Genomic DNA, 15,556 nt, shown 5'->3' on the forward strand with positions numbered 1-15,556 from the left:
TGTTTCCATGCGCTCTTTTTAGTCTGTCAGCATTTATTTATGCGAAATACGAGTCTGCATTTGCAAAATTTTCGTAACCACGTTGAGACAAACGTAGCATGGGCCCCGCATCTGAATGTGATCACCGGCAAGAACGGGGCGGGCAAGACCAACCTGATCGATGCGATCCATTATTTGTGTATGAGCCGCAGTTTTGTCTCCAGCAGCGACCGGTATGTATCCCATCATGATGCCACCTTCTTTATGATCAAGGGCCATTTTGAGGGAAATATCCGGTCCAGTTTTGATGTCGGATGCTCGTACTCCCGGGGCGAGGGCAAAAAGATATTTGTCAATGAAAGTCCGCTGGATCGTCTGTCGGATCTTATCGGCATGGTGCCGGTGGTGGTGCTGTCGCCGGCCGACAAGAAATTAACCAGTGAGGGACCCAAAGAGCGGCGTTCCTTTATCGATTCTTTTATCAGCCAGATTTCACCGCGTTACCTGCAGGATCTGATGGACTTCCGGAAGGCCCGGAAACAGCGAAATAAGCTTCTGCAGGAATTCCGGGGCTCCCGGGAAGTGCTGGAAGCCTACCTGGCCCCCTGGAATGTGCAGCTGGTGGAATACGGCTCGCGTATCGTAGCTAAACGGACGCAGGTGCTTAACCAGTTTCAGGAGTATCTGGAGCGGGAATATGAGGTAATCTCCGGGATGCGGCACAAGCCGCACCTGGTCTATCAAACATTTTGTGAGCCTTCCGGGGAGGATCAAACCGTCCGGGAACGCTATAAAACAAAACTGGAGGAAGAACAGGATCACGAAATGGAGCGTGAACTCACGCTGGTCGGTCCCCACCGCGATGAAATCGTGTTTTACCTCGATGATTTCGAACTTCGGAAATACGGCTCGCAGGGACAACATCGACTTTTTGCGGTGGCTTTGAAATTGGCGCAGCTTTTGTATTTTTCGGAAGAGCTGGATGATCTCCCTATTTTTTTACTGGATGATGTGTTCGGGGATCTGGACGCCCAGCGAACGGAAGTGCTCTTAAATGCCTTAATTGAGCACGCGGGCCAAACGTTTGTGACGGCCGCCAACCCCATTCCTTTTGATGACTATGTAACCTTTGACGGTGCAAAAAACCGGAAATTTCGGGTAGAGCAGGGTGAGGTAAGCCAGGTATAACGGTAAATAACAAGGAGCTCCTATGTCACGATATCGATCAAATAGTCCCAAGTTGCTGAGAGATGCCCTCAAGGATTTTCTGGACGACTATCCCCATCGAAAAAGGCTCAAACGAGGCATGATTCTGTCTATCTGGGAACAGACGGTGGGCGAGCGTATTGCCGGGGAGACGGAGAATATCCATTTTGAACACGGCAATTTAGTAGTTCACGTAAAAAATCCCGCCTGGCGACAGGAGATCCATATGAAGCGATTCAGCATCGCCAAGAAACTGAACGAAAAGGTGGGGGAAAAAATTATCAGGGAGATCGTGGTTCGCTCCTGATAGCTGTAAGATTAAATACCTGGTGTTATTTTCACCGTTCAGTGCGTGAGAAATGCAGCTCATCCCGTTGCATAGGATTCGCCCCCCGGTTATATTAGATCCCCGGCTGTATCAAGATGAACATGATTTAAGTACCATGGAATTACCTACTCCTGACAAAATTAAGCAAAATATATCGGAAGGCTGGGAAAATCTCATCCAGAAGTCAAACGAGGATGAAATTGCGGATGTCGGCCGTGAGCGCATCGTGGTTTTTGCGGTGTCGCTTATCCTGGCCGTATGCTTCTGGTTTATGGTCAATCTCAGCAGGGATTATAACCTGAATGTCGATCTCCCCATCGTGGCTGCCGGGATGCCGGAAGATCGTGCCCTGGCACAGGGATTGCCCGAAACGGCAACGGTAAGTATTTCCGGGGAAGGATGGAAGCTTATCAGCATTTATAATAACCCCCCCCCGGTTAATCTCAATGTCACGGGCTCCGAAGTTAATTTATACGACCAGGTGCAGCAGCAGATGAATGCGATGTCGGAAGTGAATATACAGAAAGTACAACCACTGATGCTGACGCTGAATTTAGAGCAGCGTATTTCGAAAATGGTGCCTGTTCAGCCGATTTTCAGCATTTCTTTTGAGCAACAGTATGGATTTACAGGAAAACCGACGGTACAGCCGGACAGCATACAGATCAGCGGGGCTGTTTCCCTGATCGAAGATATAACCGGGTGGCCGACCGATTCACTGGTAGTAGAGGGAGTGTCTGAGAATATCTCGCGGACGGTCCCGCTGAACAAAAATGAACTAATCAGCCTGTCGCAGCAGGAGGTGCAGTTTAACGCTGCGGTAGCCCAGTTTACGGAGGGAGAGGTGAGCGTTGATCTGGAAACCCGCAACCTGCCCGAAGGGAGACGGATTAGCTATAGCCCCTCTTCCATAACGGTAAGATACGATGTGCCCATTGGCGAGTATGCGGATCTAAGGGATGAAAAGCTGTTTGAGGCTTACCTGACCTATGAACAAATTGAAAATGATACGACCGGCTATGTAAAGCCGCAGATTGAGCACCTTTCCGACAACGAGTTTATCAAAATCCGTTCTTCCCAGCCCAGGCAGGTGGCTTATTTTATGGTACTGGACGAGTAGTTGTAACTTGAGTCGTGCGTTTGGGGTTAGAGCTGGAAGCGCCTGCAACCTTGCAACTATGCTCCGTCTTCGAGTTTTTCTTCAAACGGTTTGATGACCTCATCAACGGAGCGCTCCGTATTGAAATAGGACAGGATTTTTAAGATCACCTCGTCAACCAGCACATCGGGACAGGAGGCGCCGGAGGTGATGCCGATATCCACGGGCTCGCCGCCCGCCACCGGCAACCAGTCTGACGTCTGTTTCATCTCCTTGTCCCATTGATCGAAATGATGAATCAATCCGGGGTTTTCGATCTCTTCCGCATCGCGTATGTGATACGTCGGAAAGGCCTGTTCCAGGATTTCAACCAAGTGCATGGTATTGGAAGAGTTGTACCCCCCGACCACGATAGAAAGGTCCACATCGGTATCCCCCAGCGCCAGGGTGGCCGACTGGTTTTCATTGGTGGCATAGCAGAGCGTGTCGGAGGTATCGGCAAAATGATCGAGAATATCTGCCCTGCCGTACTTTTTAATGGCCGCCTCCTTGAGAATGTCCATCACTTCCTGCGTTTCGGTAGCCAGCATCGTGGTTTGATTAATGACCCCAAAGTGTTCCAGATCCCGGTGCGGATCAAATCCCTCGGTGCTTTTATGACCGAAATAGGTTTCAAAATCTGACTTCGGCCGCTCCCCGGTCAGGATCTCGGCCAGTACCCGGGCTTCGTCAGGGTTTAAGAGCACCACGCAGGGCGAATGGTCGGCGCTGTGCGAAAAGGTGGCCCGTGTTTCCTCGTGGCGGTGTTTTCCGTGAATAACCAGGGAATAACCTTTTCTGCCCAGTTGCTTGCCGCGTTTCCATACCTTCTCGACAAAGGGACAAGTGGTATTGTATTGATAGGGATCGATCCCCTGCTTCTTGAGTCGTTGTTGTATGTCAAGCGTTGTTCCGAAAGCCGGTACGATGACGATGTCGTCCTCGTCAAGCGATTCAATGGGGATGCGTTCCGTCCCGTCGGTTTCAAAGAGGAACTTGACACCCCGGTCCAGCAGGTCCTCATTGACGGTAGGATTATGAATCATCTCGCTGAGCAGGTAGATATCCCGGTCCGGGTGCTGTTCTACCGTTTCGTAGGCGATATCAATAGCGTTTTCCACGCCGTAGCAAAACCCGAAATGACGGGGCACATAAAAGCGCACGGGACCGAAATCGAGCATACTCGGCTCCAGGTCCTTTTTACGCGGGTCCATCACCTTGTTGGCATCTTTCACCTTGCGGATAATCGGTGACTGGTAGATGTCGGGAATGTTAAATTGCTTCCGGCCCATAAATTGAGTTTGTCATCTGATGTTACAGTTCGCAGGAGCGCTTTCTGTGGGACTAATGAATGCTTAAATATACGAACTTTTGCACGAAACATCAGGGCAGGTTTTCATGATACCGGATTTAAAATGTCATATGGTGGAGTAAAACCGGAGATTCCCATTTCCCCTGTGAAGGTATTGGCTATTGGTAATTTGTTATTGGTAGTTCAAAATCCAAAAATCTAAAATCCACTCTTTCTACGCCTCGGCCACTTCATCCAGCTTGACGCCCACCAGCCGGCTGATTCCCGTCTCGGGCATCGTTATGCCGTACATCATTTCTGCTTTGCTCATCGTCTTTTTATTGTGGGTGATGATGATGAACTGCGTCTCCTGGCTGAAATTGCGTATCATATCCGCAAAACGCTCGATATTGGCGTCGTCCAGGGGGGCATCGACCTCATCCAGCACGCAGAAAGGCGAAGGCTTTACCAGGTATATGGCAAAGAGCAGGGCGATGGCGGTCAGGGTCTTTTCTCCCCCGGACAGCTGGTTGATGGTAGAGGGACGCTTTCCCTTCGGGTTCGCCTTGATCTCGATCCGGGCATCGAGGGGGTCTTCGGCCTCTTCATCAATGACCAGATCACAGTAATCATCGTCATTGAAAAGGGTATGAAAGACTTTTTGAAAATTGACGCGTATTTTTTCGAAGGTCTCATTAAAACGCCGGGTCGCGGTCTTGTTAATCTCTTCAATAGTCTCCCGGAGTTCTTTGGCCGCCTGCCGAAGGTCCCCGATCTGCTCTTCATAAAAATCGAGGCGTTCCTTCTCCTCTTCGTACTCCTCGATCGCCAGGGGATTGACATCCCCGATCTTTTTGAGCTTCTGCTTGAGCCAGCCGATGCGTTTTTTAGCTTCATCGGGCTCGGTATCTTCGGGGAGCTGCCGGTCAACTTGATCCATCAGCACGCCGTAGGTCTCCCAGATATGATCGGAGAGGTTTTCGATCTGCATCTCGAACTTTTCCTTTGCCATGGCCAGGTGATGCACCAGCTCCATGTTGACCTCTTTGCGGCGGCGGACCTCCTTCAGTTCTTTTTCAATCTCGTTAATGCGTCCCCGCTGTTTCCCGGAGGCTTCTTCGGCCTGTTCCAGCTGCTTGTCGGCTTTCCGTTTCTTTTCTTTGAGTGTTTTGAGCTGATCTTCCAGCTGTTCAATAGAAGATGTATACTTCTTAATGCGTGATTTGGCTTCCTCGGTTTTCTCCGAGCGCATTTTCAGCCGCTCCTTCAGGTTCTTGATTCCGCTCTCGGCCCGGCGAATATCCCGTTCATGGTTTTCTACCTTGTTCTGCAGATCCTGATGCTTAAGCTGGGCGTCGTTGTACCGGCTTTGCGCAATAGAGCGCTCTTCTTCCAGCTCCTGAAGGGTTTGTTTCTTTTCTTCCTGCTGTTCGTGCAACATCTTTAGCTTCTGCTGCAACTCTTTTTGCCGGGGATGCAGCTGGTCGAGCTCTTCGCGGGCAGCATCTTCATTCCTTGTACGTTCCTCCCGCCGGCTGTTGAGGTCGGCGATATTCTTTTTATAAATCTGTATTTTGGACTCAAAACTGTTGATCTTGTTCTCAACGGACCGCACGTGCTGCTCTTTTTCCTTAAGCTGCTCTTCCAACGCATCCAGCTGAATCTCTTCGTATTCCTCGCGAACATTCGCCAGTTCGGCTTCGGATTCGGCTATATCGGAGGCCAGCGTCTCCTTCTTGTCGGTAAGCTTCGAAATCTTATCCTGCAGTCCCACCCGGATCCCGGCGTTTTTGGCTTTACTTCCGCTTTGAAGAAACTGTCGATGCGTAACGACTTCGCCATCGAGCGTAACGCCGGTATTGCTGCTGCCTGCAATCTCCTGCCAGGCCTGTTCCACGGATTCGTATACGAATACATTCCCAAGAAGCAGGGTTTTGAGCGGTTCGAACGGGGCTTTGGTGTCCACTACTTCGACCATGGCACCCGCCTCCGCCGGGTAGGAGTCCCCAAGCCTGTCAAGCGGGATGAACGTAGCTTGTCCCTTGTCATGCTCTTTGAGCAAAGAGGCTGCCTGCCGGGCCTCATCGAGCGTTTTGACGACCACAAAATTCAGGACGTTACCCAGGACCGACTCCAGGGCTACCGCATGTTGCTCGTCCGTGGACATCAGGTTCGAAACCACATCCAGCAACGGAAAGTCCCCGCTGTGTTCTTCCAGCAAAAACTGCACGCTGGAGGGAAAAGCTTCATTGGAATCCGCAATATCCTGCAGCAGGGAGATCTCCGAGACGACCGAATCGAGCCTGCTCTGCTGTCTCCGTATTTGGTCTTTCAGTTCCTCCTTCCGCTCACTGAGCTCCTCGCGCTTCCCGCGTGCCTCCTGCAGTACCTGCTGTTGCTTGTCGCGATCGGCAATCGCCTGTTCCAGCTCCGAGGCCAACATCTTTTTTTCCCCGCGAACATGGGCGATTTCATCCTCCAGGTCTTCTGTTTCTTCCCGGATGCGGATGAGATCGCCCTCAGTGTTTTCCAGCCGCGATTCGATCCTGATCCGCTTGGTCTGCAGCTCATTAAGGTCACTGTTGGCCTGTGAAAACTCATTTTCGAGCTCGTCCAGCTCTTCGCGTTTGGCGGCGTACTGCTGTTGGATTTCGCTGTATCGCTCTTTGGAGTCCTCCAGGTTTTTCTCGGCCTTCCCGAGATCCGTATCAAACGATTCGAGCTTGTGCCGGCTGCTTTTGAAAGCTTCACGCAGGTCTTTTAAGTCCTGCTCGCTCTGTCGAATATCTTTGCTGTATTGTTCTATGACTCCTTCTTCGTTGCTGATCTTTTCGCGCGTGATCTGCAGGTTGGTCTCGGTATCCCGGATCTTGGAGTGCAGCTGGCTGACCCTGCGTTGGGCTTCAGACTGCAGGCGTTCTTTCTCCGTAAGGGCTTCCCGGGCGGATTCTTCCTCCTGTTCCAGCTTTTTGGCCTTGGAAAGAATCTCCTTTTTTTCCTTGTCGGCGTTGCCGATGCGCTTTTTCAGCGGCTCCAGTTCTTCCTTAATTTTGGTAAACTCATGCTTGTGGAGTGCTTTGTCCAGCTGCTCCAGCTCGTTGTTGTATTTTTTTGCTTTCCGGGCTTTTTCGGCCTGACGCTGTAGCGATTTTGTTTTTTTGCGGACTTCCACCAGTATATCTTCCACGCGCTGGAGGTCCGACTGTGTATCGTCCAGCTTTCGGAAGGTGCGCTTGCGCTTCTCTTTGTAGCGGGTGATGCCGGCCGCTTCCTCAAAAAGTTTGCGCCGGTCGTTATTTTTGTCATTAAGGATTTCTTCCACCATTTTCAGCTCGATAACCGAATAAGCATCCGAGCTCATCCCGGTGTCCATAAACAGCTCGGTAATATCCTTCAGCCGGCAGGTGGTGCCGTTGATGAGGTATTCGCTTTCCCCGGATCGATACAGTCGGCGAGCAATGGTGATTTCATTATATTCGGTGGGAAGCAGGCCCTTGTTGTTGACGAGCGTCAGGGCGACCTGTGCCATCCCGAGGGCATTTTTTTGTGCCGTACCGTTAAAAATGACGTTCGACATGCTGGATGATCGCAGGAGGGTGGGACGCTGTTCCCCGAGTACCCAGCGCATGGCGTCGACAATATTGGATTTGCCGCAGCCATTGGGGCCTACGATAGCCGTAATACCCTTATCAAAAGAGACTTTGGTATTGTAGGCAAAACTCTTAAAACCTTGTAGTTCCAGCTCGGATATATACATTATTTATTCGATGGCAATGTACAAATCCCAAATAACAAAAGAATCAGTCACAGAGTCCATGGCTTAACGCCGGGCGCCTGTGAGCGGGCTTTCTGTTATTTGCATTTTGATTATTGCAATTTGAAATCAAACCGTCATGATTTCTTTTTTCTTTTTTTCCAGCAGATCATCTACTCGTTCGGTGTGCTGATCGGTTAACTCCTGGATGGCATCCTCCGCTTCATACTTGGAATCTTCCGGAAGAGATTGCTGCTCCACTCGTTTTTTGATTTCATCATTGGCATCGCGCCGGGTATTGCGTATAGAAATGCGGGTATCCTCAGCAATTTCTTTGACACGTGAGACCAGCTCTTTGCGGCGCTCTTCGGATAAGATAGGCAGCGGAATGCGGATGATATTGCCGTCATTGCTGGGATTCAGCCCCAGTCCCGCCGACATGATCGCCTTTTCAATATCTTCCATGGCCGACTGATCAAAAGGTTGGACCGTCAGCAGCCGTGCTTCGGGTGCACTGACATTAGCCAGCTGATTGAGCGGGGTCTGCGAGCCGTAATAATCTACTTTTACGCCATCCAGCAGGGCAGGCTTGGCTTTGCCTGCTCGCACATGCGATAATTCTTTTTTATAATAAATGATGGTTTCATCCATCTTCTTTTTGGTATCATCGATAATGCTCTGTAGCTCTGGAGGTATCATAACGGATCAAACTTTATTAGGAGGTCATTTACTGTAGCTATAAGATCAGAATGAATTTAAGAAATCTATGAATCTTCCCAAACTACCGTAGAGCCTATATTTTCTTCACCGGCCAGCACTTTCTTCAAATTACCCACCACATTCATATTGAACACGATGATAGGCGTTTCGTTTTCGCGGCACAGGGTGAATGCGGTGAGATCCATAATCGAAAGCCGCCGGTCGAGCACTTCTTCTCCCGTGATGGTCTGAAATTTCTCGGCATCGGGATTTTCTTCGGGATCGGAATCAAAAATGCCGTCAACTCGTGTGCCTTTAAGGATGACATCCGCTTCAACCTCTATCGCCCGGAGAGAGGCAGCGGTATCGGTGGTGAAATAGGGATTACCGGTGCCGGCACCGAAAATAACGACCCGTCCCTTTTCGAGATGACGAATGGCGCGCCGCCGTATATAGGGTTCGGCAATCTCTTCCATCCGGATAGCTGACATCAGCCGGGTATGCACGCCTTTGCGTTCCAGGGCATCCTGGAGAGCCATACTGTTAATCATGGTAGCCAGCATACCCATGTAGTCGCCCTGTACGCGGTCCATCCCTTCGGTGGCTCCTTTGACGCCTCGAAAAATATTACCGCCGCCCACGACCACCGAAACTTCATAATTTTCATCATGAGCTGCTTTGATTTCATCTGCATATTGGGTCAGAATATCACCGTCTATACCATGTCCCTGCGTGCCTAACAACGCTTCGCCGCTTATCTTAAGTAAAATCCGCTTGTAATTATTGGCCACTGTATTTAGATCCCGTTTTATTGGAGTTGTTGGTTTTATTGATGCTGAATAAAATGGGCCTGCCTTCTATGCACAACATAACTAATGTATGTAAAAGAACCGTGTGCCTATCCGGTCGCTGGACGGATCCGGATCTTCATAAGCAGGCGCCAGTCGGCCTCAATTCCGCATAAAGCTTTTGTCCCTGATCTGCAGGGGGACAAAAACAGAGCGTGCATAAATAAGGGCTGCCAAATTCCCAGCTATAAAAAAAGGCTACCGAACCGGTAGCCTTTTTAACGTCCATTTGTTTACGACTCCTCTCCGAGTTGAAGCCGGTGAAACGACTTCACCAGCGGCATCTCGTTTTCTTTGAGGTATGCCTCCACCGACATGCTGTTGTCTTTAACAAATTTTTGGTTCAGCAATACGCGTTCTTCATAAAAACGTCGCAGTTTTCCTTTAGCTGCCTTTTCGGCAATCTCTTCCGATTTACCTTCATTCAGCAGCTGCTCTTTGGCAATTTCGAGTTCCTGTTCGACAACGGAACTATCAACGCCTTCCCGGGTTACCGCGATAGGATTCATAGCGGCGATCTGCATGGCCACATCCTTGGCGATCTCTTCATCCGTTATTTCGCCGTCAAATTCAACGAGCACGCCAAGCTGGTTGCCGGGATGGATGTAGGAGATATACTGACCGTCCGAATGTACGGAAAGAACCCGGTTAAACTTAATTTTTTCACCAATCTTGCCGATCATATCTTTTAGGTGGTCTGCGACGGTAAGTCCTTCCAGCTGCGTTTCGAGAAGGTTATCAACCGAATTGATCTCCTTTTCAAAAACCAGGTCCAAAAACTGCTTCGCCCGGTTCCGGAAGTCTTCGTTACGGGCCACAAAATCGGTCTCGCAGTTGATTTCCAGGGCGGCGGCCTTACTCTTGTCGTCGCTGAGCCGGGTAAGAATCAGCCCCTGGTTCGCTTTCCGGTCAGCCCGCTTTTCAGAAAGCTTTTGGCCTTTCTTACGCAGAACTTCAATCGCTTTGTCAAAGTCTCCGTCCGCTTCCTGGAGGGCTTTTTTACAATCCATCATACCGGCCCCGGTTTGCTCACGAAGTTCTTTTACATCTTTGGCAGAAATGCTCATGTTGAGTTACGCTGTTTAATGTTTTATGGTTAACAATTGAATGCCGTGCAGCCTGTTATTCCTCTTCACCGGAAGCATCATCGGATTTTCTTTTGCGGCGAGTACGGCGTTTGCCGGTTGCCTTTTTCCTGGTTTTGACCTGCTCTTCGGCCTGTTGAGCCTTTTGGGCGGCTTCTTCGAGGACCTCTTCTTCATTTTGAGCTTCGCGCTGGGCATTCCCTTCGATGATAGCATCGGCAATGCTTGAAGAAATAAGCTGAATTGTTCGCGCCGAATCGTCATTGCACGGGATAATGTAATCCGGGATATCGGGATCGCTGTTGGTGTCGACCATGGCAACAATCGGGATATTAAGCTTGACGGCCTCATTAACGGCAATGTCCTCTTTAATCGTATCCACCACGAAGATGGCTCCCGGCAGGTGATTCATATTGGCAATACCACCCAGCGTCTGTTCCAGCTTTTCACGTTCCCGATCGAGCATCAGAGCCTCTTTTTTGGTAAGTTCGTCAAACGTACCGTCTTTGCTCATGCGGTCAATCTCTTCCATCCGCGAAATGCTTTTCTTGACGGTCGCAAAATTAGTCAGCATGCCTCCAAGCCAGCGATGCGTAATATAGGGCATACCGCATCGGATTGCTTCGGTCTTGATGATATCCTGTGACTGTTTTTTTGTTCCCACAAACAGGATCGTTTTACCGGCACGAGAGAGTTTGGTGACTTCATCCAGGGCTTCCTGGAAAAATTTCTGTGTTTTTTTGAGATCAATGATGTGAATCCCGTTTCGCTCCATGAAGATGAAATCTTTCATTTTGGGATTCCACCGGCGGGTAAGATGTCCGAAATGGGCACCTACCTTCAATAGTTTTTCTAAATCAGGGGTCTTTGGCATAGTATTGTTAGGGTAATTTATGTTTGAGTTAGTCCTCTACACAGGTCGTACCCGGCGCTAATCCCTACAGTTGTGGGGACACTCGGCGCACTGAGTCGCTGCGTATGTGTGATTAGTGTGTGATTATCGGTTATCTGTTATCGGTTCGGGTCGTACGGCCGTCTGTTGGAACCGCTTCCCTGAACACCGGATAAGCAAATAACGAGTAACAAATTATCGCTTGGAGAACTGGAACTTCTTGCGAGCACCAGGCTGTCCGTACTTCTTGCGTTCGACCATGCGATCGTCGCGGGTAAGCAGGTCGTGAGCCTTCAGTACATCGTGCCACTCCTCGTTATGGTCGTCGAGGGCGCGTGCCAATGCGTGCTGAATAGCACCGGACTGGCCGGTAATTCCGCCACCCCGCACCGTTACCTTGATGTCGAACTGTCCGTCGGATTCGGTTACCTCCAACGGGAGAGAAGCTACATTCTGATGTGCCTTCGTGCTGAAGTAATCTTCCAGTGATCGTTTGTTAACCGTGAATGTTCCGGATCCCGGCTGGATATACAAACGCGCAGTAGAAGTCTTTCTTCGTCCGATGAAATTTTTCTGTTCCATTCGTAATTAGAGCTCTATTTTTTCGGGTTGTTGTGCTTCTTGTTCGTGAACCGGACCAGCATAAACCCTGAGGTTTGTGATCAGCTTGTTAGCAAGCTTATTTTTGGGCAGCATCCCTTTTACAGCGTTGGTAATAAGGAATGTGGGGTCTTTGTCCAGCATATCTTCGGCCGAGGTAACACGCTCGCCGCCGGGATAGCCGGTATAGCGAAAATACTCTTTCTGCTGCAGTTTATTGCCGCTTAGTTCAACTTTGCCGGCATTGATTACAACAACATTATCCCCGGTATCCATGTGCGGAGTAAATTCAGGCTTATGTTTGCCTCTCAGGTAGGTTGCTACCTTGCTGGCCACACGTCCGAGAGCGTGCCCTTCGGCATCGACAAGAACCCATTTCTTTTCGATATCACTCGCTTTAGCAGAGTAGGTCTTGTAACTATTGGTATCCACAGTAAATCTTGTTTAAAAATTGCTTTTGCATGAAGTCCCGCAAAATAGACTTATTTAAATCCATTTGCAATGAGAAATTTTAAATTCAAAGCAGCAGTCTGCCGGAGACAGCATGATCTACCCCAAAAAAGCAGAATTCGGCCTCCTTCTTCCCTTTTTAGTTAAATAGCACCACTATTTGCCTCAAATAATCGCCTGTCTTACCCCTTCATTCCCTCTTTACAATTTCCTGCGTCCGACAGAATTCCGGAACTCCGAAATACCGCAAGTTTTCAGAAGACAAGACGGTATGACGGTGGTTACGTAAGCACGTACAGAACAGATTTGTCAGGATTTCGGACCAAAGCTCTTCTTGATGCGGGGAGTGAAATTTATCGGCCGGCAAAGAAGATATTCTTAAAAAAAAGTGGTAAATTCACCCCGATAGATATAAACATTTTTAGTACAACGGATTAACCTAAATACCTTATAACCGATGAGCCAGAATACCTTTCAAGATACCAAAACAGAATTTGATACCGGTTCCGGCAAAGCCCAGCTGTACAGCCTGAAAAAACTGGAGGAATTCGGATACAGCAATATTAGCAAGCTGCCGTTTACCATCCGAATATTGCTCGAGGCGGTACTTCGGGAGCACGATGACTTTACTATTACCGACAAAGATGTAGAACTGCTGGCCAACTATAATGCTAAAAGCCCGGAGGGAGAGATTCCCTACAAGCCCTCACGGGTCGTCCTTCAGGACTTTACGGGAGTTCCGGCGGTGGTTGACCTGGCCGCCCTGCGGTCGGCCATGAAGCGCATGGGGGGGAGCCCGCAGTCTATCAACCCGCAGGTGCCGGTAGATCTGGTGATCGACCACTCGGTGCAGGTGGATGAATTCGGCCAGGAGTACGCATTTATGCACAATGTGGAGAAGGAGTTTGAGCGGAACCGCGAGCGGTATGAGTTTTTAAAATGGGGGCAGAAAGCGTTTGACAACTTCCGGGTGGTGCCGCCGGGAAGGGGAATCGTGCACCAGGTAAATCTTGAATACCTCGCGCAGGGAGTGTTTAGCAGGGAGGAGGACGATGGCTCAACCGTTGTCTTCCCGGATACGCTGGTCGGAACCGACTCGCATACCACCATGATTAACGGTCTGGGCATCCTCGGCTGGGGCGTCGGCGGCATTGAAGCCGAAGCTGCGATGCTGGGACAGCCGATCCATATGCTGGTGCCAGAAGTGGTCGGCATGGAGCTGACCGGTGCGTTGCGGGAGGGTATAACGGCCACTGACCTGACCCTGACGGTGACGCAGATGCTTCGCCGGCATGGTGTGGTGGGTAAATTTGTTGAATTCTACGGGGAAGGACTTCAAAACATGAGCCTGCCCGACCGCGCAACCATTGCAAACATGTCGCCCGAATACGGGGCAACGATGGGCTTCTTTCCGATGGACAGCGAGTCGATGCGGTATATGCGTCGCACCGGACGCTCGGAAGAACAGGTAACCCTTATTGAAAATTACATGCGGGCCCAGGGCCTGTTCCATACGGCCGACACCCCGGCGCCGGAATACAGCGATACGCTGAAGCTGGATCTGGGCGAGGTGGAAACCTCGCTGGCCGGCCCGAAGCTCCCGCACGACCGCATTACGCTGCCGAACATGAAAAAGACGTTTGAAAGCAGCCTGACCAGCAATGATCCGACTATGGGCTTTAACCTGGCTCAGGAGGAGCTGGCGAACAAAGGGACGTTTAAAAACGGTCAGGAAATAGAGATGACGCACGGGGACGTGGTGATCGCAGCTATTACGTCCTGTACCAATACTTCCAACCCGAGCGTGATGCTGGGAGCGGGGATTGTAGCCAAGAAGGCGCTTGAAAAAGGCCTGACGGTACCACCCTATGTTAAAACATCCCTGGCTCCGGGTTCGCGGGTGGTGACCGATTACCTCGAAGAGGCCGGCTTGACCGATTATATGGACCAGCTTGGTTTCAACCTGGTGGGCTACGGATGTACGACATGTATCGGTAACTCGGGTCCACTGCCCCCGGCCGTAGAGTCCGCCGTCAAAGAAGGAGAGCTGATTGTCGCCGGGGTACTCTCGGGCAACCGTAACTTCGAGGGGCGTATTCACCCGTATGTCAAAGCCAATTACCTGGCTTCTCCGCCGCTGGTTGTGGCGTATGCCCTGGCCGGCACCGTGGATATCGACCTTGAAGATGAGCCTATCGGCCGGGACAAGGAGGGCAATGAGGTCTACCTGAAAGATATCTGGCCCACCTCCGAAGAAATTGCCGAGCACCTGGACAGCGCTATTCGACCGGAGCTGTTCGATAAACAGTACGGAGATATTTTTAACTCAGAGGAGTGGGATGCTATTCCCGTCGGCGGCGGCGAGCTGTATGAATGGAAGGAGGAATCCACGTACATTCAGGAGCCTCCCTTCTTTGTGGACATGGGCGAAGAACCCGAGCCTATTACCCCTATCGACGGGGCGCGGGCGCTGGTGAAAGTCGGTGATTCCATTACGACCGACCATATTTCTCCGGCCGGGAATATCGGGATCGACACGCCCGCCGGGCAGTACCTGATGGATCACGGGGTAGAGCCGGCCGACTTTAACTCATACGGGTCGCGGCGCGGCAATGATCGCGTGATGACCCGCGGGACCTTTGCCAACGTGCGGTTTAAGAATCAGCTGGCGCCGGGGACGGAAGGGGGATATACCACCTATTTCCCGGAAGATGAGGTGACGACCATCTACGATGCCGCCATGCGGTATAAAGAGCAGGACACCCCGCTCGTTGCACTGGCCGGGACGCAATACGGAACCGGTTCTTCCAGAGACTGGGCGGCAAAAGGAACCATTTTGTTGGGCGTTGAAGCGGTCATCGCTACTTCCTATGAACGCATTCACCGGTCGAACCTGGTCGGCATGGGCGTGCTGCCCCTGCAGTTTAAGGAAGGCGAATCGGCCGACGCCCTTGGACTGGATGGCTCCGAGGTGTTCAGTATTGATGTTTCGGATGACCTGCAGCCGCGCGACCTCGTGCCGGTTAAAGCCCAAAAAGAGAATGGAGAAACCGTCTCATTTGAAGCTGTCTGCCGTATCGATACGCCTGTGGAAATCGACTACTATCGCCACGGGGGGATCCTGCATTACGTGCTGCGCGACTATCATAAAGCGGATCAGGAGAAGCAAAGTTAATGGTTGGTTTTTGTACCTTTTGGCTTGATCCAAAAGGTGCATGAAAAATCAAGGCTGAGAAAATAGCACGGCCAGGCGCCGAAGGTGCTCTGAATAAAAGAAAAAAAACTC

12 protein-coding genes are annotated in these 15,556 nt (G+C 50.6%); 4 read left to right on the plus strand and 8 right to left on the minus strand.

Going from position 1 to position 15,556, the window contains the following annotated elements; all coding sequences use genetic code 11:
• The first annotated feature begins 39 nt into the window (after positions 1–39).
• From recF to BUB16_RS04295, 3 genes are all read left to right on the plus strand, one after another.
• Positions 40–1,167 (plus strand): DNA replication/repair protein RecF, encoded by a 1,128-nt coding sequence (gene recF, locus BUB16_RS04285; protein WP_073059953.1) that lies wholly within the window; start codon positions 40–42, stop codon positions 1,165–1,167.
• Between the two features lie 22 nt (positions 1,168–1,189).
• Positions 1,190–1,492, plus strand: coding sequence for a DciA family protein (locus BUB16_RS04290; RefSeq protein ID WP_073059834.1), 303 nt, complete (start codon positions 1,190–1,192; stop codon positions 1,490–1,492).
• A 136-nt stretch (positions 1,493–1,628) separates the two neighbouring features.
• On the plus strand, positions 1,629–2,633 hold the full coding sequence (locus BUB16_RS04295; RefSeq protein WP_139240180.1) for a CdaR family protein: 1,005 nt from the start codon (positions 1,629–1,631) through the stop codon (positions 2,631–2,633).
• Between the two features lie 56 nt (positions 2,634–2,689).
• Here the strand turns inward: BUB16_RS04295 and BUB16_RS04300 are convergent, their stop codons facing one another.
• The 8 genes from BUB16_RS04300 to rplM all read right to left on the minus strand — a co-directional run bounded on the left by BUB16_RS04300 (position 2,690) and on the right by rplM (position 12,252).
• Positions 2,690–3,943 (minus strand): 4-hydroxy-3-methylbut-2-enyl diphosphate reductase, encoded by a 1,254-nt coding sequence (locus BUB16_RS04300; protein ID WP_073059838.1) that lies wholly within the window; start codon positions 3,941–3,943, stop codon positions 2,690–2,692.
• Positions 3,944–4,177: 234 nt separating this feature from the next.
• A complete protein-coding gene (gene smc / locus BUB16_RS04305) occupies positions 4,178–7,699 on the minus strand; it encodes a chromosome segregation protein SMC (RefSeq protein WP_073059841.1) in 3,522 nt (1,173 codons plus the stop codon).
• Positions 7,700–7,825: 126 nt separating this feature from the next.
• Positions 7,826–8,395: a ribosome recycling factor gene (gene frr, locus BUB16_RS04310; protein ID WP_073059843.1), complete on the minus strand. Its 570-nt coding sequence runs from the start codon at positions 8,393–8,395 to the stop codon at positions 7,826–7,828.
• A 65-nt stretch (positions 8,396–8,460) separates the two neighbouring features.
• Positions 8,461–9,186, minus strand: a complete 726-nt coding sequence (gene pyrH / locus BUB16_RS04315) for a UMP kinase (RefSeq protein WP_073059845.1) — start codon at positions 9,184–9,186, stop codon at positions 8,461–8,463.
• Positions 9,187–9,476: 290 nt separating this feature from the next.
• The gene (gene tsf / locus BUB16_RS04325; RefSeq protein WP_073059850.1) at positions 9,477–10,310 is read right to left on the minus strand and encodes a translation elongation factor Ts; all 834 of its coding nucleotides are present in this window, start codon (positions 10,308–10,310) and stop codon (positions 9,477–9,479) included.
• Positions 10,311–10,365: 55 nt separating this feature from the next.
• Positions 10,366–11,202 (minus strand): 30S ribosomal protein S2, encoded by an 837-nt coding sequence (gene rpsB, locus BUB16_RS04330; protein WP_073059853.1) that lies wholly within the window; start codon positions 11,200–11,202, stop codon positions 10,366–10,368.
• A gap of 213 nt (positions 11,203–11,415) precedes the next feature.
• A complete protein-coding gene (gene rpsI, locus BUB16_RS04335; RefSeq protein WP_073059856.1) occupies positions 11,416–11,802 on the minus strand; it encodes a 30S ribosomal protein S9 in 387 nt (128 codons plus the stop codon).
• 6 nt (positions 11,803–11,808) lie between these two features.
• Positions 11,809–12,252 carry a 50S ribosomal protein L13 gene (gene rplM, locus BUB16_RS04340; RefSeq protein WP_073059858.1) on the minus strand — a complete coding sequence of 148 codons (444 nt, stop codon included), beginning with the start codon at positions 12,250–12,252 and terminating at the stop codon, positions 11,809–11,811.
• Between the two features lie 475 nt (positions 12,253–12,727).
• On the opposite strand from rplM, the gene acnA reads away from it, so the two are divergent.
• Positions 12,728–15,445 (plus strand): aconitate hydratase AcnA, encoded by a 2,718-nt coding sequence (gene acnA / locus BUB16_RS04345; RefSeq protein ID WP_073059860.1) that lies wholly within the window; start codon positions 12,728–12,730, stop codon positions 15,443–15,445.
• The last annotated feature ends 111 nt before the right edge of the window (positions 15,446–15,556 follow it).

Origin of the sequence: Fodinibius roseus (assembly GCF_900129315.1) — a bacterium.
In the GTDB taxonomy this organism is placed as follows: Bacteria; Bacteroidota; Rhodothermia; order Balneolales; family Balneolaceae; genus Fodinibius; species Fodinibius roseus.

Bases quoted from the DNA above. Each gene is read 5' to 3' on its own strand.
- acnA (WP_073059860.1), top strand. From the start codon at position 12,728: ATGAGCCAGAATACCTTTCAAGATACCAAAACAGAATTTGATACCGGT.
- recF (WP_073059953.1), top strand. From the start codon at position 40: ATGCGAAATACGAGTCTGCATTTGCAAAATTTTCGTAACCACGTTGAG.
- rpsB (WP_073059853.1), bottom strand. From the start codon at position 11,202: ATGCCAAAGACCCCTGATTTAGAAAAACTATTGAAGGTAGGTGCCCAT.
- BUB16_RS04295 (WP_139240180.1), top strand. From the start codon at position 1,629: ATGGAATTACCTACTCCTGACAAAATTAAGCAAAATATATCGGAAGGC.
- BUB16_RS04300 (WP_073059838.1), bottom strand. From the start codon at position 3,943: ATGGGCCGGAAGCAATTTAACATTCCCGACATCTACCAGTCACCGATT.
- rpsI (WP_073059856.1), bottom strand. From the start codon at position 11,802: ATGGAACAGAAAAATTTCATCGGACGAAGAAAGACTTCTACTGCGCGT.
- BUB16_RS04290 (WP_073059834.1), top strand. From the start codon at position 1,190: ATGTCACGATATCGATCAAATAGTCCCAAGTTGCTGAGAGATGCCCTC.
- frr (WP_073059843.1), bottom strand. From the start codon at position 8,395: ATGATACCTCCAGAGCTACAGAGCATTATCGATGATACCAAAAAGAAG.
- tsf (WP_073059850.1), bottom strand. From the start codon at position 10,310: ATGAGCATTTCTGCCAAAGATGTAAAAGAACTTCGTGAGCAAACCGGG.
- smc (WP_073059841.1), bottom strand. From the start codon at position 7,699: ATGTATATATCCGAGCTGGAACTACAAGGTTTTAAGAGTTTTGCCTAC.